This is a genomic window from Pseudomonas alkylphenolica (assembly GCF_016009175.1).
GTDB classification, from domain to species: Bacteria; Pseudomonadota; Gammaproteobacteria; order Pseudomonadales; family Pseudomonadaceae; genus Aquipseudomonas; species Aquipseudomonas alkylphenolica_B.
Map to the genome: position 1 here is coordinate 26,337 of NZ_JADUCM010000018.1, position 16,772 is coordinate 43,108.

Here is a 16,772-nt window from a genome sequence, read left to right on the forward strand (position 1 = left end):
CAAGGCCAACCCAAACCGGTTGACCGTGGCATAATCCTTCACCAATTTTTCCCAGGAGGGGCAAGACATGACCAAACGCGACACGCCATTGCACCTTTATGGAATCAAGGCCTGTGACACCATGAAGAAAGCCCGTACCTGGCTGGAAGACCAAGGCCTGAGCTACGACTTTCATGATTACAAGACCCAAGGCATCGACCGTACCAGCCTGACCCGCTGGTGCGACGAGCATGGCTGGGAAACCGTCCTCAACCGTGCTGGCACCACCTTCCGCAAGCTCGAAGACGCCCAGAAGGCCGACCTCGACCAGGCCAAGGCCATCGAATTGATGGTGGCCCAACCGTCGATGATCAAGCGCCCGGTACTCGACCTCGGCGAGCGGACCCTGGTCGGCTTCAAGCCGGACCTGTACGCAGCCGCCCTTCAATAACGCGGCGTCACGCTTTCACTCTAATTCGCAAGAGGTAACTGCATGTCCACTACCCTGTTCAGCCTGGCCTTCGGTGTCGGCACCCAGAACCGTCAAGGCGCCTGGCTGGAAGTTTTCTACGCCCAACCGCTGATCCAGCCAAGCGCCGAACTGGTCGCTGCCATCACGCCTGTGCTGGGTTACGAAGGTGGCAACCAGGCCATCGCCTTCAGCAATGCCCAAGCTGCACAGCTGGCTGACGCCCTCAAGGGTGTCGACGCTGCCCAGGCTGCACTGCTGACCCGCCTGGCCGAAAGCAACAAACCGCTGGTGGCAACCGTGCTGGCCGAAGACGCTGCGCTGACGTCCACTCCGGAAGCCTACCTGAAGCTGCACCTGCTCTCGCACCGCCTGGTCAAGCCGCACGGCCTGAGCCTGGCCGGTATCTTCCCGCTGCTGCCAAACGTCGCCTGGACCAGCCAGGGTGCCATCGACCTGGCGGAACTGGCCGAGCAACAACTCGAAGCTCGCCTGAAGGGCGAACTGCTGGAAGTGTTCTCGGTGGACAAGTTCCCGAAAATGACCGACTACGTCGTACCTGCCGGCGTGCGTATCGCCGACAGCGCCCGTGTGCGCCTGGGCGCCTACATCGGCGAAGGCACCACCATCATGCACGAAGGCTTCGTCAACTTTAACGCTGGCACCGAAGGCCCTGGCATGATCGAAGGCCGCGTGTCGGCTGGCGTGTTCGTCGGCAAGGGTTCGGACCTGGGCGGCGGTTGCTCGACCATGGGCACCCTGTCCGGCGGCGGCAACATCGTGATCAAAGTGGGCGAAGGCTGCCTGATCGGCGCCAACGCCGGTATCGGTATCCCGCTGGGTGACCGCAATACCGTCGAAGCAGGCCTGTACATCACTGCGGGCACCAAGGTGAACCTGCTGGACGAGAACAACCAACTGGTCAAAGTCGTCAAGGCACGTGACCTGGCCGGCCAGACCGACCTGCTGTTCCGCCGCAACTCGCTGAACGGTGCCGTGGAATGCAAGACGCACAAGTCGGCGATCGAGCTGAACGAAGCGCTGCACGCCCACAACTAAGTGGTACCATCGGGTCTGGCTTACCGCCAGGCCCGATATTCAGGTTCGATCATCATGTTTCAGCCCTCCCCTTGGCGCGCCGATTTTCCGGCCATCGCCGCCCTGCAACGGCAGCACCAGACCTACCTGGACAACGCTGCAACCACGCAAAAACCACAACTGCTGCTCGATGCACTGAGCCATTATTACGGCCATGGTGCTGCCAATGTGCACCGTGCCCAACACCTTCCTGGCGCCCTGGCTACCCAGGCCTTTGAGCGCAGCCGGGAAAAGGTTGCCAGCTGGCTGAATGCCAGCGATCCGCAACAGATCATTTTCACCCATGGTGCAACCTCGGCAATCAACCTGCTGGCCTATGGCCTGGAGTCGTTGTTCGAGGCAGGCGACGAAATCGTCATCAGTGCCGTGGAGCACCACGCCAACCTGTTGCCCTGGCAACAACTGGCCCACCGTCGTGGGCTGCGGTTAATCGTGCTGCCATTGAACAGCCATGGCGTGATCGATCTTGACGTCGCCTTGCAACTGATCGGCCCACGTACGCGGCTGCTGGCGGTGAGCCAGCTGTCCAACGTCCTGGGCACCTGGCAACCGCTTTCGCCACTGCTGGCCCATGCGCAGGCTCAAGGCGCCCTCACCGTCGTCGACGGCGCACAGGGTGTGGTCCACGCTCGCCAGGACATGCAGTTACTCGGGTGCGACTTCTACGTATTCTCCAGCCACAAACTGTACGGCCCTGATGGGCTCGGCGTGCTTTACGGCCGTACCGAGGCACTGGCACGGCTGCGCCACTGGCAGTTCGGTGGCGAGATGGTGCAGGTGGCTGACTATCAAAGTGCCAGCTTCCGCCCGGCACCACTGGGCTTTGAGGCCGGCACCCCGCCCATCGCCAGCGTGATAGCACTGGGTGCCAGCCTCGACTATCTGGCAGGGCTGGATGAAAACGCGGTCGCCACCCACGAAGCGAGCCTGCATCGCCAGCTACTGCGCGGCCTGGACGATCGCGAAGGCATTCGCCTGCTTGGCACACCGCAATGCGCCCTGGCCAGCTTCGTGGTCGACGGCGTGCACAATGCCGACCTCGCTCACATGCTGACTGAACAGGGCATCGCCGTGCGCGCCGGGCACCATTGCGCCATGCCGCTGCTGAAAAGCCTCGGGCTGGACGGCGCGATCCGCGTCTCGCTGGCGCTGTACAACGACTCCGACGACCTGCAACGCTTCTTTGCGGCATTGGACCAGGCCCTGGAGCTATTGCGATGAGCCTGAACGATCACGCCCAGGCGGCACTCGACAGCTTCGAACAGGCCGCAGGCTGGGAGCAACGGGCACGGTTGCTGATGCAATGGGGGGAACGCCTGCCCCCACTGGAGGCGGCAGAACAGTGTGAAGCCAACCGCGTCCACGGCTGTGAAAGCCAGGTATGGCTGGTAGCGGAACAGCATGGGGGGCAGTGGCGCTTCAAAGGCGCCAGCGACGCCCGGATCATTCGAGGCCTGTTGGCGTTGCTGCTGGTCAGGGTCGAAGGCTTGTCCAGCCGCGAACTGCAACAGCTGGACTTACCCGGCTGGTTCAACCAGCTGGGCCTTGGCCGCCAGCTCTCACCCTCGCGCAGCAACGGCCTTAATGCCGTGCTGCAGCGCATGGCTCAGCTTGCCGCTGAGGCCTGAACCTGCTTGCGCTCGGACGGCCGCCGGGCACCAGCCACCAGTTTTTCCACGGCCTTGCTTGCCGCGACCATGCCAAAGGTCGCGGTCACCATCATCACCGCACCAAAGCCACCCGAGCAGTCGAGCTTGACGCCCTCGCCGACAAAACTTTTCTGCAGACAGACACTGCCGTCACCCTTGGGATAGCGCAGCTGTTCGGTGGAGAACACGCACGGCACGCTGTAGTTGCGGGTGACCGTGCGGGAAAAATTGTAGTCGCGGCGCAAGGTCGAACGTACCCGCGAGGCCAGCGGGTCGTTGAAGGTCTTGTTGAGGTCGGCGACCTGAATCTGGGTCGGGTCGATCTGCCCACCGGCGCCACCGGTGGTGATGATGGTGACCTTGTGCCGCTTGCACCAACCAATCAACGCTGCCTTGGCCATCACGCTGTCGATGCAGTCGATCACGCAATCGATGTGCTCGCCGATGTACTCAGGCAAGGTTTCCTTGGTAACGAAGTCCACCACTGCGTGCACCGTGCACGCCGGGTTGATCGCACGCAGGCGCTCGGCCATCACTTCAACCTTGGAGCGGCCGATATTGCCCTCCATGGCGTGCAACTGACGGTTGGTGTTGCTGACGCAGACGTCGTCCAGGTCGAACAGGGAGATTTCACCCACACCACTGCGGGCCATGGCTTCGGCAGCCCAGGAGCCAACGCCGCCAATACCGACGATAGCCACATGGGCTTCGCGCAGGCGCTGCAAACCGTTGTCGCCGTACAACCGGGCAACACCGGCAAAGCGTGGATCATCTGTACTCATGGCCATACCCCAAAAAACCGGCGCGCATTATAGGCCTCTTGGGGCCCGATGCCACCCTGCTTGAACCCGGAACCCCAGCAGTAATTGGTAAAGTCGGCGCTAATCCTGCTTTAATGTGGGGCGTAACCCCTAGTCCTGGACGACAACTGCACGGGCACAAGAACTTCAACGCTTGAAGTCAATCTAACCTACTGTCGCCGAACTGTTCCTACACAGCATAGGCGTGTAAAGCGCAGAATCCGCGCCCCGAGGCGCTCGCCCGTTCCACCCTTCGGAACCCGTACTATCTATGTCATCGCGTAAATTTGGTATCAACCTGGTGATAGTCATGGCCATTGCCGCGCTATTCACCGGGTTCTGGGCGCTGATCAACCGCCCGGTTTCCGCCCCCAACTGGCCGGAGCAGATTTCCGGCTTCTCCTACTCGCCGTTCCGCCTCGGAGAAAGCCCGCAAAAGGGTCAGTATCCCACTGAGGATGAACTGCGCCAGGACCTCGAACAACTGAGCAAGCTGACCGACAGTATTCGTATCTATACCGTCGAAGGCACACAGGCCGACATTCCGCGCCTGGCTGAAGAGTTCGGCCTGCGGGTGACCCTCGGCGTGTGGATCAGCCCGGACCTTGAGCGAAACGAGCGAGAGATCCAGAAGGCGATCGAACTGGCCAACAGTTCACGCAGCGTGGTACGGGTAATGGTCGGTAACGAAGCCCTGTTCCGCGAGGAAATCACCCCCGAGGCACTGATCCAGTACCTGGACCGTGTGCGTGCGGCAGTGAAAGTACCGGTGACCACCAGTGAACAGTGGCACATCTGGAAAGAACACCCGGAACTGGCCAAGCACGTCGACCTGATTGCGGCGCACATCCTGCCGTACTGGGAATTCATCCCGATGAAGGACGCCGGCCAGTTCGTACTCGACCGTGCCCGCGACCTCAAGCAACTGTTCCCGCGCAAACCGCTGCTGCTGTCCGAAGTCGGCTGGCCGAGTAACGGCCGCATGCGTGGCGGTGCCGATGCAACCCAGGCCGACCAGGCGATCTACCTGCGCACGTTGGTCAACCAGCTCAACCGCCGGGGCTACAACTACTTCGTCATCGAAGCCTATGACCAACCCTGGAAGGCCAGTGACGAAGGCTCGGTGGGCGCCTATTGGGGCGTGTTCAACGCAGCCCGCCAACAAAAGTTCAACTTCGAAGGCCCGGTAGTGGCCATTCCTCAATGGCGTGTGCTGGCCGTAGGTTCGGTTGTACTGGCGATGCTCTCGCTGACCTTGCTGCTGATCGATGGCTCGGCCCTGCGCCAACGGGGCCGCACCTTCCTGACGTTCATTGCCTTCCTCTGTGGCTCGGTGCTGGTGTGGATCGGCTATGACTACAGCCAGCAGTACAGCACCTGGTTCAGCCTGACGGTGGGCTTCCTGCTCGCGCTCGGCGCGCTGGGGGTATTCATCGTCCTGCTGACCGAAGCCCACGAACTGGCCGAGGCGGTGTGGATTCACAAACGTCGCCGCGAGTTCCTGCCGGTGCAGGCCGACAGCGCCTACCGTCCGAAAGTCTCGGTGCACGTGCCGTGTTACAACGAGCCCCCCGAGATGGTCAAACAGACCCTCAATGCTCTGGCGGCGCTGGATTATCCGGACTACGAAGTGCTGATCATCGACAACAACACCAAAGACCCTGCGGTGTGGGAGCCAATCAAGGCGCATTGCGAGATGCTCGGCGAACGCTTCAAGTTCTTCCACGTCTCGCCGCTGGCCGGCTTCAAGGGCGGTGCGCTGAACTACCTGATTCCGCACACCGCCAAGGACGCCGAAGTGATTGCGGTGATCGACTCGGACTACTGCGTGGACCGCAACTGGCTCAAGCACATGGTGCCGCATTTCGCCGACCCGAAAATCGCCGTGGTGCAGTCGCCGCAAGACTACCGCGACCAGAACGAAAGCACCTTCAAGAAGCTTTGCTACAGCGAATACAAGGGTTTCTTCCACATCGGCATGGTGACCCGCAACGATCGTGACGCGATCATCCAGCATGGCACCATGACCATGACCCGGCGCTCGGTGCTTGAAGAGCTGGGCTGGGCCGACTGGTGTATCTGTGAAGACGCCGAGCTGGGCCTGCGCGTGTTCGAAAAGGGCTATTCCGCAGCCTATTCGCACGAAAGCTATGGCAAGGGCCTGATGCCCGACACCTTTATCGACTTCAAGAAGCAGCGCTTCCGCTGGGCCTACGGCGCCATCCAGATCATCAAGCGCCACACCGCCAGCCTGCTACGCGGCAAGGACACCGAGCTGACCCGTGGCCAGCGCTATCACTTCCTCGCGGGCTGGCTGCCGTGGATTGCCGATGGCATGAACATTTTCTTCACCGTCGGCGCCCTGCTCTGGTCGGCAGCGATGATCATCGTGCCGCAACGGGTCGATCCGCCCCTGCTGATCTTCGCGATCCCGCCGCTGGCGCTGTTCGTGTTCAAGGTTGGCAAGATTGTGTTCCTCTACCGCCGCGCGGTCGGGGTCAACCTCAAGGACGCCTTCGCCGCAGCCCTGGCTGGCCTGGCGCTGTCGCACACCATTGCCAAGGCTGTGCTCTACGGTTTCTTCACCTCGAGCATTCCGTTCTTCCGCACGCCGAAGAACGCCGACAGCCATGGCTTCATGGTGGCCCTGTCCGAAGCCCGTGAAGAGCTGTTCATCATGTTGCTGCTGTGGAGCGCCGCAGCCGGTATCTACCTGGTCCAGGGGCTGCCGAGCAATGACATGCGCTTCTGGGTGACCATGCTGCTGGTGCAGTCGCTGCCATACCTGGCGGCGCTGATCATGGCGATGCTGTCGTCGCTGCCCAAGCCCGTGGATGCCGCTCAACCGGCGCAGGCCTCCTGACCTTCTGGGCGGCCTTGCCGCCCTTTTACCGGCAAGGCCGGCTCCCACAGGAATGTCATACACCCAGCCTACTGTGATGACATACACCCCACCTGTGGGAGCGGGCCCTGCCAGCAATGAGGCCCGGACAGACAGCATCGATCCACAGTCCTCACTCCCGCCGAATTGCTATAAGATAACGCCCCTCGAATTCGTGCCCCTGCCTTGCCCCCGGAGTTCCTTCAATGACGGCCCCAGCCGACCTCTCGCCTACCCTCGCACTGGCCTGCGACCTGATTCGTCGCCCCTCGGTGACCCCGGTTGACGCCGACTGCCAGAAACAGATGATGCAACGCCTGGGCGATGCCGGTTTCATGCTTGAGCCGATGCGTATCGAAGACGTCGACAACTTCTGGGCCACCCACGGCACCCAGGACGGCCCGGTACTGTGCTTTGCCGGTCACACCGACGTCGTTCCCACCGGCCCTGTACAGGCCTGGCAGAACGACCCGTTCGATGCCCTGATCGACGCTGACGGCATGCTCTGCGGCCGTGGTGCCGCCGACATGAAAGGCAGCCTCGCGGCAATGGTCGTGGCGACCGAGCGTTTTGTTGCCGACTACCCGAACCACCGCGGCAAAGTCGCGTTTCTGATCACCAGCGACGAAGAAGGCCCGGCCCACCATGGCACCAAGGCCGTGATCGAGCGCCTGGCAGCGCGCAAAGAGCGCCTGGATTGGTGCATCGTCGGTGAGCCATCGAGCACCAGCCTGGTCGGTGACGTGGTCAAGAACGGCCGCCGCGGCTCGCTCGGCGCCAAGTTGACCGTGCGCGGTGTGCAGGGTCACGTGGCCTACCCGCACCTGGCGAAGAACCCGATTCACCTCGCCGCCCCGGCCCTGGCGGAACTGGCAGCCGAGCACTGGGACGAAGGCAACGCCTTCTTCCCGCCGACCAGCTTCCAGATCTCCAACCTCAACTCCGGCACCGGCGCCACCAACGTCGTCCCTGGCGAGCTGACGGCGCTGTTCAACTTCCGCTTCTCCACCGAGTCGACCGTCGAAGGCCTGCAACAGCGGGTGGCGGCGATCCTCGACAAACATCAGCTGAACTGGCACGTAGACTGGGCATTGTCCGGCCTGCCGTTTCTCACCGAGCCGGGCGACCTGCTCGATGCCGTGTCGGCCAGCATCAAAGCCGTAACCGGCCGCGACACCCAGGCGTCGACCAGTGGTGGCACTTCCGATGGCCGCTTCATTGCCACCCTTGGCACCCAGGTGGTCGAGCTGGGCCCGGTCAACGCTACCATTCACCAGGTCAACGAACGCATTCTGGCCAGTGACCTCGACGTGCTGACCGAGATCTACTACCAGACCCTGACCCGGTTGCTTGCCTGATGCTCATCTGCCCGCTCTGCAGTGCACCGCTGAACACGCTCGACAACGGCGTGGCGTGCCCTGCCGGCCATCGTTTCGACCGTGCCCGCCAGGGCTACCTGAACCTGTTGCCGGTGCAGCACAAGAACAGCCGCGACCCGGGCGACAACCAGGCCATGGTTGAAGCCCGCCGCGACTTTCTCAATGCCGGCCACTATGCCCCGGTGGCCCAGCGCCTGGCGCAACTGGCTGCCGAGCGCGCGCCTGCGCGCTGGCTGGATATCGGCTGTGGTGAAGGCTATTACACCGCACAGATCGCGCAGGCGCTGCCGACGGCCGACGGTTACGCCCTGGACATCTCCCGTGAAGCGGTCAAACGCGCCTGCAAGCGCAACCCGGCGCTGACCTGGCTGGTCGCGAGCATGGCCCGTGTGCCGCTGGCCGACGCCAGCTGCCAGTTCCTGGCCAGTGTCTTCAGCCCGCTGGACTGGCAGGAAGCACTGCGCCTGCTCGCTCCCGGCGGCGGCCTGATGCGTGTCGGCCCGACCAACGAACACCTGATCGAGTTGCGCCACAAGCTCTATGATGAGGTGCGCGATTACGCCGACGACAAACACCTGGCCCTGGTCCCGTCGGGCATGCAGCACGCCCACAGCGAAACCCTGAAATTCCGCCTGAGTCTTGTCGATGGCAAGTCTCGCGCCGACCTGTTGGCCATGACCCCTCATGGCTGGCGTGCCAGCGCAGAAAAACGAGCCCGCGTCATCGAGCAGGCCGAGCCTTTCGAGGTCACGGTATCGATGCGTTACGATTATTTCGTGCGCCAAGACTGAGCACACCCGGAGCCCCTTCATGCGCCAACCCGATATCGAGATTTACCTCAAAGACGCCGACGTCGATCACAAACAGATCGCCGCCTGGCTCGGCGAGTCCCTGGGCCCATGCAGCGACTGGGTACAGAAAGGCCAGACCTATAAGTGCAAGGCCGGTAACATTCCGGTTACCTGGTTACCGAAGGCTGTAGGCAAATGGAACAGTCTCTACCTGGAAAGCGATCAGACGCCTTGGGAAGACGACATCGCCTGTGCCCGCGCGGCCTTTGCTGCACTGAACGTCGAAGTGCGCTGCGCCCCGGGAAGCTGGGTCGAGGAAGAAGGTGAGGAAGATGCCGACCGCTGGATCCGCATCAGTGCCGACGGTGAAGAGGAAATCACCTGGCGTACCGGCTGAACCGGCTTCTACGAAAAGGCCCGTCCCGGTCGTCCGGCGACGGGCCTTTTCGCGTGTGGACCCAGGCTCTAGGCCCGTGGCCCGGCGCTTACAGACCGATTACGTCTTCTGCCTGCAGGCCTTTCTGGCCCTGAGTCAGACTGTATTCGACCTGCTGCCCCTCAATCAGAGTGCGATGCCCTTCACCACGAATGGCACGGTAGTGAACGAACACATCCGCGCCACCTTCACGCTGAATGAAGCCATAACCTTTGGCGTCATTGAACCACTTAACACTTCCAGTCTCACGAGACGACATCTGAACTACTCCGGATTTTTATTTTGGAATCGCCTTGCAAGCGGAGAATCACCCCTCCGCCGACACAGCTTGAGGATTAACCCTGCAAGCTGCGGACCGAGTATATGACAGGCCACAAAGATTTTTTATGACCGGCCGGCTTTTTGCTGAACTTGCGCATATACGTCACACTAACCGACTGAGCCACCACTCGAAAAATCACCCAGAGCACACACTGTATGACCCGTTCCCCCCTGCGCCGCCTGATCTTTGGCGCCCTGCGTCGCCTGTTGTACTTGTGGGTTCGCTCCGAGACTATCAATCAGTCGTCCTTCACCCTGAACCTGGACCGTAGCCGTCCGGTGTTCTACGCCCTTCAGTCGCCTTCGTTGACCGACCTGGCCGTACTGGACCGTGAATGCACCAAAGCCGGGCTTCCGCGCCCGGTACTGCCGGTTGCGGTGGGTACCCTGCAGGAGCCCGCGGCGTTTTTCTACCTGACGCCCGAGCCGGACTGGCTGGGCCGTCAGGACAAACGCGGCGCACCACCGACCCTGGCACGCCTGGTCAATGCCGTTAGCCAGCACGCCGAAGAAGACGCGCAGATCATTCCCGTCAGCGTATTCTGGGGCCAGTCGCCGGCCAGCGAGTCCAGCCCGTGGAAACTGCTGTTTGCCGACAGCTGGGCGGTGACCGGCCGCTTGCGCCGCCTGCTGACCGTGCTGATCCTCGGCCGCAAGACCCGCGTGCAGTTCTCTGCACCGATCCACCTGCGCGAACTGGTGCAACACAACAAGGGCCACGAACGCACCGTGCGCATGGCCCAACGCATGCTGCGCGTGCATTTTCGCAACCTCAAGACCGCAGTCATCGGTCCGGACATCTCGCACCGACGCAACCTGGTCAAAGGCCTGGTCCACGACCCGCTGGTACGCCAGGCCATCGCCGATGAAGCCGAGCGTGAGAAAATCCCCCTGGCCAAGGCCGAAGCACAGGCCTTGCGCTATGGCAACGAGATCGCCTCGGACTACACCTATACCGCCATCCGCTTCCTCGAAGTGGTGCTCAGCTGGTTCTGGAACAAGATCTACGACGGCATCAAGGTCAACCACATCGAACAGGTGCAAGGCATTGCCCCCGGTCATGAGGTGATCTACGTGCCCTGTCACCGCAGCCACATCGATTACCTGCTGCTCTCCTACCTGCTGTTTCGCAACGGTCTGACCCCGCCGCACATTGCCGCCGGGATCAACCTGAACATGCCGGTCATCGGCGGCTTGCTGCGCCGCGGCGGGGCGTTTTTCATGCGCCGCACTTTCAAGGGCAACCCGCTCTACACGGCGGTGTTCAACGAGTACCTGCACACCCTGTTCACCAAGGGCTTTCCGGTCGAGTACTTCGTCGAGGGCGGTCGCTCACGTACCGGGCGCATGCTGCAGCCCAAGACCGGCATGCTGGCCATCACCTTGCGCAGTTACCTGCGTTCGTCGCGCACCCCCATCGTCTTCGTGCCGGTTTACATTGGCTACGAGCGGGTGCTTGAAGGGCGTACCTACCTGGGCGAACTGCGCGGTGCGAGCAAGAAGAAAGAGTCCATCTTCGACATCTTCAAGGTCATCGGTGCACTCAAGCAGCGCTTTGGCCAGGTGGCGGTGAACTTTGGTGAACCGATCCGCCTCGGCGCCTTCCTCGACGAACAGCAACCCGGCTGGCGTGAACAGTCGCACGCCCCGCAGTTCCGCCCGGCCTGGCTCAACGAAACCACCTCGCGCCTGGGTGAAAAGGTGGCCCGCCACCTGAACGAAGCCGCTGCGATCAACCCGGTCAACCTGGTCGCCCTGGCCCTGCTCTCCACCAGCCGCCTGGCTCTGGACGAGCGCGCCCTGGCGCGCGTGCTGGACCTGTACCTGGCATTGCTGCGCCAGGTGCCCTATTCGCCGCATACCACCCTGCCGGAGGGTGACGGTCTGGCCCTGATCAGCCACGTCAAAGGCATGGACCTGCTGGCCGAGCAGAGTGACGCCCTGGGTAAAATCCTTTATCTGGACGAGCAGAACGCCGTCCTGATGACCTACTACCGCAACAACGTCCTGCATATCTTCGCCTTGCCGGCATTGCTGGCGAGCTTCTTCCAGAGCAGCTCGCGCATGAGCCGCGACCTGATCCTGCAGTACACCCGGGCCTTGTACCCGTACCTGCAGTCGGAGCTGTTCATTCGCTGGGACCCGGAAGAGCTGGACGCGGTGATTGACCAATGGCTGCAGGCGTTTGTCGAGCAAGGCCTGCTGCGCTTCGAAAATGACGTCTATCTGCGGCCGGCGCCAAGTTCACGCCAGTTCGTGCTGCTGACCCTGCTGGCCCGGGCGATTACCCAGACACTGCAGCGCTTCTACATGGCCACCGCGCTCTTGCTCAACAGCGGCCAGCACACCCTGAGCGCCGAAGAACTCGAAGACCTCTGTGTGGTCATGGCCCAGCGCCTGTCGATCCTGCACGGTCTGAACGCGCCCGAGTTCTTCGACAAGACGCTGTTCCGCCACTTCATCCAGACCCAGATCGAGCAAGGCGTGTTGCGTCCGGACACGCACGGCAAGCTGGGCTACCACGAGAAACTGAGTGAGTTGGCCGAGGGGGCGGCCAAACGTGTGTTGTCGGCGGAGATTCGCCTGTCGATCCGGCAGGTGGCTTTGCATCGCAACGAGGAAACTACCGATACATCGGCATAGTCCATACTGGCCTGTGCCCTGGAGCCATACGACTTTACCTGGACGGCCGCCGACACTGTGGCACCGTCCTCAAGGAGCTTTACATGAAAAAACTGTCCCTGGTTCTACTCGGTGGCCTGCTGGCCGCTTGCAGCAGCACCCCGCCCGCCTCCAAGGTCAGCCTCGACGGTGAGGTGTTCTACCTGCAGCGCATTGCCCTGCCACCCGCGGCCACGTTGAGTGTCAGTCTGCAGGACGTTTCGCTGATGGACGCCCCCGCCGTCACCCTCGCCAGCCAGAACGGTCCGGTAAAGGGCAACGTTCCGCTGCCTTTCCACCTGAGCTATGACCAGGCCCAGGTCAAGCCAGGCCATCGCTACGCGATCAGCGCGCGGATCGAACTGGACGGCAAGCTGCTGTTCATCAACACCGAACACCATGGTGTCACGCTCGATGGCAAGGACCAGCAGTCGCTGCGCATTAAAGTCGATGCCGTTCGCTGATCGCCGTTCTGATTACTGATAAGGATGCTGCCATGTTTCGCCCTGCTCTCACCTTCACCGGCCTGTGTGCCGGCCTGCTGCTTTCGGCCAGCGCACTGGCACTGTCGCTGAGCGACCTGTCGCAAAAAGATGCAACGGGGGGACTCAAGGATGCCCTGACCCAAGGCGCCCAGGTGGCTGTAAAGCAGCTCGGCACACCGGGTGGTTTCAGCGCAAACCCGGACGTACGCATCGAACTGCCGGGCAACCTCGGCAAAGTTGCAAAAAAAATGAAACAGTTCGGCATGGGTGATCAGGTCGAGCAACTGGAAGCCAGCATGAACAAGGCCGCCGAAGCTGCCGTGCCGCAGGCCCAGGCGCTGCTGGTCGATGCCGTGAAGAAAATGACCGTCGATGATGCCAAGGGCATTCTTGCCGGTGGTAACGATTCGGCGACCCAGTACCTGAGCAAAACCAGTCGCGAGCAGATCCGCGCCAAGTTCCTGCCAATCGTCAAGCAAGCTACCGACCAGGTCGGCCTGGCCAAGCAGTACAACAGCTTCGCCGGGCAAGCCGCGACCCTGGGCGTGCTGGATGCCAAGAACGCCAATGTCGAAGGCTACGTGACCGAACAGGCACTCAACGGCCTGTTCGAGATGATCGCCAAGCAGGAAGAAGGCATTCGCCAGAACCCGGCGGCGGCAGCCACCGGCCTGGCCAAGAAGGTGTTTGGCGCGCTCTAAGCGCTCTCTGCAGGAGCCGGCTTGCCGGCTCCTGCAGTTTCAGGCAACGCCCATTCAAGCCTTTTTCACCCGGAACCACGCCGCATACAGCGCCGGCAGGAACAATAGCGTCAACGCCGTCGCCACGATCAGCCCGCCCATGATCGCTACCGCCATCGGCCCGAAGAACACACTGCGCGACAGCGGTATCATCGCCAGCACCGCCGCCAGCGCGGTCAGCACGATCGGCCGGAAACGCCTCACCGTCGCCTCGATAATCGCCTGCCAGCGGTCCAGCCCGGCCGCGATGTCCTGTTCGATCTGATCGACCAGGATCACCGAGTTGCGCATGATCATCCCCGACAGGGCGATGGTCCCGAGCATGGCGACAAAGCCGAACGGCTGACGAAACACCAGCAGGAACAAGGTCACGCCGATCAAGCCCAACGGCGCCGTGAGGAACACCATCACCGTGCGCGAGAAGCTGCGCAATTGCAGCATCAACAGCGTCAGCACCACGACGATGAACAGCGGCACACCGGCATTCACCGACTTCTGCCCACGCGTCGAATCTTCCACCGTGCCGCCCACTTCCAGCAGGTAGCCATCTGGCAGTTCGGCGCGCACCGGGTCCAGGGTCGGCAATATCTGTTTGACCAGGGTTACCGGCTGCTCCTTGCCGTAGATGTCGGCCCGCACGGTGACGCTAGGCAGGCGGTTACGGTGCCAGATGATGCCTTCTTCAAAGCCGTACTCCAGGGTAGCCACCTGCGACAGGGCGACACTGCGGCCATTGTCGGTAGGCACCGCCAGACTTGGCAGGTTGGCAAGCTCGGTGCGTTCCTGTTGCGTACCGCGCAACAGGATCTCGATCAGCTCGTTGTCTTCACGAAACTGGCTGACCGAGGAGCCGGTCAACGAGCTCTGCAGGAACTTGGCGAGGTTGGCCGTACTGACCCCCAAAGCACGGGCACGGTCCTGGTCGATGTTGAGATAGACCACCTTGCTCGGCTCTTCCCAGTCCAGGTGCACGTTGACCACATGCGGGTTCTCGCGCACCTTGACCGCCACCTTGCGGGCCAACGCGCGCACCTGTTCGATGTGCTCGCCGGTTACCCTGAACTGCACCGGATAGCCCACGGGCGGGCCGTTCTCCAGGCGCGTGACCCGTGAGCGCAGGTCCGGGAACTGCTCATCGAGGGTGGCAATCAACCAGCTGCGCAAGGCTTCGCGCTCTTCGATGGTTTTTGCCAGCACCACAAACTGGGCAAAGCTGGCTGCAGGCAGTTGCTGGTCCAGTGGCAGGTAAAAACGCGGCGAACCGGTACCGATGTAGGCCACATAGTTGTCGATGCCCGCACGCTCCTTGAGCATCGCCTCCAGCCGTTTGACCTGCTCGGTGGTATTGCTCAGCGAAACACCTTCGGCCAGTTTCAGGTCGACCATCAGTTCAAGGCGCCCGGAGGCCGGGAAGAACTGCTGTGGCACGAAACGAAACAGCAGGATGCTGCCAATGAACAATGCCAGCGTCGCCACGATCACGGTCTTGCGATGCCCGACACACCAGCCGACCAGGCCTCTTACGCGCTGGTAGAACGGGGTGCCATACGGGTCCGGGCCACCCTCGGTGGTACCGTGTTTGGCCGCGTGCAGCTTGGCCAGATCGGGTAACAGCTTTGCCCCGAGGTAAGGCACAAAGACAACCGCAGCGACCCAGGAGGCGAGCAAGGCGATAGTGACTACCTGGAAGATCGAACGGGTGTACTCGCCCGTGCCCGACTGAGCCGTCGCAATCGGCAGAAAACCCGCAGCGGTGATCAGCGTACCAGTCAGCATCGGGAAAGCGGTACTGATCCAGGCGTAGCTGGCCGCCTTGAAGCGGTCGAAGCCCTGTTCCATCTTGATTGCCATCATCTCGACGGCAATGATCGCGTCATCCACCAGCAAGCCCAGGGCCAGTACCAGCGCGCCCAGGGAAATCTTGTGCAGGCCGATCCCCAGGTAGTACATGGCGGCGAAGGTCATCGCCAGCACCAGTGGAATCGCCAGGGCGACAACCAGTCCGGTACGCATGCCGAGGGAGAAGAAACTCACCAGCAACACAATCGCCAGGGCCTCGACCAGTACCTGGACGAACTCACCCACACCGGTCTTCACCGCCGCTGGCTGATCCGACACCTTGCGCAGCTCCATGCCCACCGGCAGGTTGTGGGCAATCCGCGCGAACTCGGTCTCCAGCGCCTTGCCCAGTACAAGGATGTCGCCACCCGCTTTCATCGACACCGCCAGACCGATCGCATCCTGCCCCATGTAGCGCATGCGCGGTGCGGGAGGATCGTTGAAACCACGGCGTACCGTGGCAACGTCACCGATACGGAAGGTGCGTTCACCTACACGGATGGGAAACTGCTCGATCTGCTCGACAGTATCAAAGCGACCGCTGACCCGCAGTTGCAGACGCTCGCTGGGCGTCTCGAAGAAGCCCGCGGTACTGACCGCGTTCTGCTCCTCGAGGGCCTGCTGCACGGCAGCCAGCGGCAAACCCAGCGTCGCCAGCTTGAGATTGGACAGTTCGATCCAGATCTTCTCGTCCTGCAACCCCAGCAGCTCGACCTTGCCGACATCCTTGACCCGCTGCAGCTGTATCTGCACCCGGTCGGCATAGTCCTTGAGCACGGCATAGTCGAAGCCATCGCCGGTCAGCGCGTAGATGTTGCCAAAGGTGGTACCGAACTCGTCGTTGAAGAACGGCCCCTGGATACCCGGCGGCAAGGTGTGGCGGATATCGGCCACCTTCTTGCGGATCTGGTACCACAGCTCGGGAATCTCCACTGAGTGCATCGAATCGCGGGCGACAAAGGTGACTTGCGATTCGCCAGGGCGCGAGAACGAGACGATTTTCTCGTACTCCCCCGTCTCCATCAGCTTCTTTTCAATGCGCTCGGTGACTTGGCGCGAGACTTCCTCGGCGCTGGCGCCTGGCCACTGGGTGCGAATCACCATGGCCTTGAAGGTAAAGGGCGGGTCTTCACTCTGCCCCAGTTTGGTGTAGGACAGTGCGCCGACCACAGCCAGGAGAATCATCAGGAACAGCACGATCTGCCGATTGCGCAGGGCCCAGGCGGAAAGGTTGAAACCCATCG

The 16,772-nt window shown here is 62.1% G+C and carries 14 protein-coding genes; 11 read left to right on the forward strand and 3 right to left on the reverse strand.

Going from position 1 to position 16,772, the window contains the following annotated elements; genetic code table 11:
* The first annotated feature begins 67 nt into the window (after positions 1-67).
* Genes I5S59_RS16235 through I5S59_RS16250 form a run of 4 tightly spaced genes read left to right on the forward strand, consistent with a single transcriptional unit; the run spans position 68 to position 3,174 of the window.
* Positions 68-430 carry an ArsC family reductase gene (locus tag I5S59_RS16235; protein ID WP_197877531.1) on the forward strand — a complete coding sequence of 121 codons (363 nt, stop codon included), beginning with the start codon at positions 68-70 and terminating at the stop codon, positions 428-430.
* Positions 431-472: 42 nt separating this feature from the next.
* Positions 473-1,507 carry a 2,3,4,5-tetrahydropyridine-2,6-dicarboxylate N-succinyltransferase gene (gene dapD, locus I5S59_RS16240; RefSeq protein ID WP_128322432.1) on the forward strand — a complete coding sequence of 345 codons (1,035 nt, stop codon included), beginning with the start codon at positions 473-475 and terminating at the stop codon, positions 1,505-1,507.
* A 54-nt stretch (positions 1,508-1,561) separates the two neighbouring features.
* Positions 1,562-2,767, forward strand: coding sequence for an aminotransferase class V-fold PLP-dependent enzyme (locus tag I5S59_RS16245; RefSeq protein ID WP_197877532.1), 1,206 nt, complete (start codon positions 1,562-1,564; stop codon positions 2,765-2,767).
* Positions 2,764-3,174, forward strand: a complete 411-nt coding sequence (locus tag I5S59_RS16250; RefSeq protein ID WP_197877533.1) for a SufE family protein — start codon at positions 2,764-2,766, stop codon at positions 3,172-3,174. The genes I5S59_RS16245 and I5S59_RS16250 overlap by 4 nt, the downstream gene beginning before the upstream one ends.
* On the opposite strand, the gene tcdA is transcribed toward I5S59_RS16250, so the two are convergent.
* A complete protein-coding gene (gene tcdA / locus I5S59_RS16255) occupies positions 3,153-3,977 on the reverse strand; it encodes a tRNA cyclic N6-threonylcarbamoyladenosine(37) synthase TcdA (RefSeq protein ID WP_197877534.1) in 825 nt (274 codons plus the stop codon). The two genes, I5S59_RS16250 and tcdA, sit on opposite strands and share 22 nt — an antisense overlap.
* A gap of 289 nt (positions 3,978-4,266) precedes the next feature.
* On the opposite strand from tcdA, the gene I5S59_RS16260 reads away from it, so the two are divergent.
* From I5S59_RS16260 to I5S59_RS16275, 4 genes are all read left to right on the forward strand, one after another.
* Positions 4,267-6,858: a glycosyltransferase gene (locus I5S59_RS16260; protein WP_128322436.1), complete on the forward strand. Its 2,592-nt coding sequence runs from the start codon at positions 4,267-4,269 to the stop codon at positions 6,856-6,858.
* A 224-nt stretch (positions 6,859-7,082) separates the two neighbouring features.
* Complete coding sequence (gene dapE, locus I5S59_RS16265) at positions 7,083-8,234, forward strand: succinyl-diaminopimelate desuccinylase (RefSeq protein WP_197877535.1); 1,152 nt, start codon at positions 7,083-7,085, stop codon at positions 8,232-8,234.
* Positions 8,234-9,046 (forward strand): putative RNA methyltransferase, encoded by an 813-nt coding sequence (locus I5S59_RS16270; protein WP_197877536.1) that lies wholly within the window; start codon positions 8,234-8,236, stop codon positions 9,044-9,046. The genes dapE and I5S59_RS16270 overlap by 1 nt, the downstream gene beginning before the upstream one ends.
* A gap of 19 nt (positions 9,047-9,065) precedes the next feature.
* Complete coding sequence (locus I5S59_RS16275) at positions 9,066-9,443, forward strand: hypothetical protein (protein WP_128322439.1); 378 nt, start codon at positions 9,066-9,068, stop codon at positions 9,441-9,443.
* 88 nt (positions 9,444-9,531) lie between these two features.
* Here I5S59_RS16275 and I5S59_RS16280 read toward each other — a convergent pair whose 3' ends face one another.
* Entirely contained in the window at positions 9,532-9,741 is a 210-nt protein-coding gene (locus I5S59_RS16280) for a cold-shock protein (RefSeq protein WP_028942973.1), read from the reverse strand.
* Positions 9,742-9,959: 218 nt separating this feature from the next.
* On the opposite strand from I5S59_RS16280, the gene plsB reads away from it, so the two are divergent.
* The 3 genes from plsB (at position 9,960) to I5S59_RS16295 (ending at position 13,650) form a co-directional block, all read left to right on the forward strand.
* Entirely contained in the window at positions 9,960-12,446 is a 2,487-nt protein-coding gene (gene plsB / locus I5S59_RS16285) for a glycerol-3-phosphate 1-O-acyltransferase PlsB (RefSeq protein WP_197877537.1), read from the forward strand.
* 83 nt (positions 12,447-12,529) lie between these two features.
* Positions 12,530-12,928 carry a YbaY family lipoprotein gene (locus I5S59_RS16290; protein WP_197877538.1) on the forward strand — a complete coding sequence of 133 codons (399 nt, stop codon included), beginning with the start codon at positions 12,530-12,532 and terminating at the stop codon, positions 12,926-12,928.
* Between the two features lie 32 nt (positions 12,929-12,960).
* On the forward strand, positions 12,961-13,650 hold the full coding sequence (locus I5S59_RS16295) for a DUF4197 domain-containing protein (RefSeq protein WP_197877539.1): 690 nt from the start codon (positions 12,961-12,963) through the stop codon (positions 13,648-13,650).
* 54 nt (positions 13,651-13,704) lie between these two features.
* Here the strand turns inward: I5S59_RS16295 and I5S59_RS16300 are convergent, their stop codons facing one another.
* Positions 13,705-16,770, reverse strand: coding sequence for an efflux RND transporter permease subunit (locus I5S59_RS16300; RefSeq protein WP_197877540.1), 3,066 nt, complete (start codon positions 16,768-16,770; stop codon positions 13,705-13,707).
* Positions 16,771-16,772: the final 2 nt, after the last annotated feature.

Coding starts and splice junctions, on each gene's coding strand:
- I5S59_RS16235 (WP_197877531.1), top strand. CDS start 68: ATGACCAAACGCGACACGCCATTGCACCTTTATGGAATCAAGGCCTGT.
- dapD (WP_128322432.1), top strand. CDS start 473: ATGTCCACTACCCTGTTCAGCCTGGCCTTCGGTGTCGGCACCCAGAAC.
- I5S59_RS16245 (WP_197877532.1), top strand. CDS start 1,562: ATGTTTCAGCCCTCCCCTTGGCGCGCCGATTTTCCGGCCATCGCCGCC.
- I5S59_RS16250 (WP_197877533.1), top strand. CDS start 2,764: ATGAGCCTGAACGATCACGCCCAGGCGGCACTCGACAGCTTCGAACAG.
- tcdA (WP_197877534.1), bottom strand. CDS start 3,977: ATGAGTACAGATGATCCACGCTTTGCCGGTGTTGCCCGGTTGTACGGC.
- I5S59_RS16260 (WP_128322436.1), top strand. CDS start 4,267: ATGTCATCGCGTAAATTTGGTATCAACCTGGTGATAGTCATGGCCATT.
- dapE (WP_197877535.1), top strand. CDS start 7,083: ATGACGGCCCCAGCCGACCTCTCGCCTACCCTCGCACTGGCCTGCGAC.
- I5S59_RS16270 (WP_197877536.1), top strand. CDS start 8,234: ATGCTCATCTGCCCGCTCTGCAGTGCACCGCTGAACACGCTCGACAAC.
- I5S59_RS16275 (WP_128322439.1), top strand. CDS start 9,066: ATGCGCCAACCCGATATCGAGATTTACCTCAAAGACGCCGACGTCGAT.
- I5S59_RS16280 (WP_028942973.1), bottom strand. CDS start 9,741: ATGTCGTCTCGTGAGACTGGAAGTGTTAAGTGGTTCAATGACGCCAAA.
- plsB (WP_197877537.1), top strand. CDS start 9,960: ATGACCCGTTCCCCCCTGCGCCGCCTGATCTTTGGCGCCCTGCGTCGC.
- I5S59_RS16290 (WP_197877538.1), top strand. CDS start 12,530: ATGAAAAAACTGTCCCTGGTTCTACTCGGTGGCCTGCTGGCCGCTTGC.
- I5S59_RS16295 (WP_197877539.1), top strand. CDS start 12,961: ATGTTTCGCCCTGCTCTCACCTTCACCGGCCTGTGTGCCGGCCTGCTG.
- I5S59_RS16300 (WP_197877540.1), bottom strand. CDS start 16,770: ATGGGTTTCAACCTTTCCGCCTGGGCCCTGCGCAATCGGCAGATCGTG.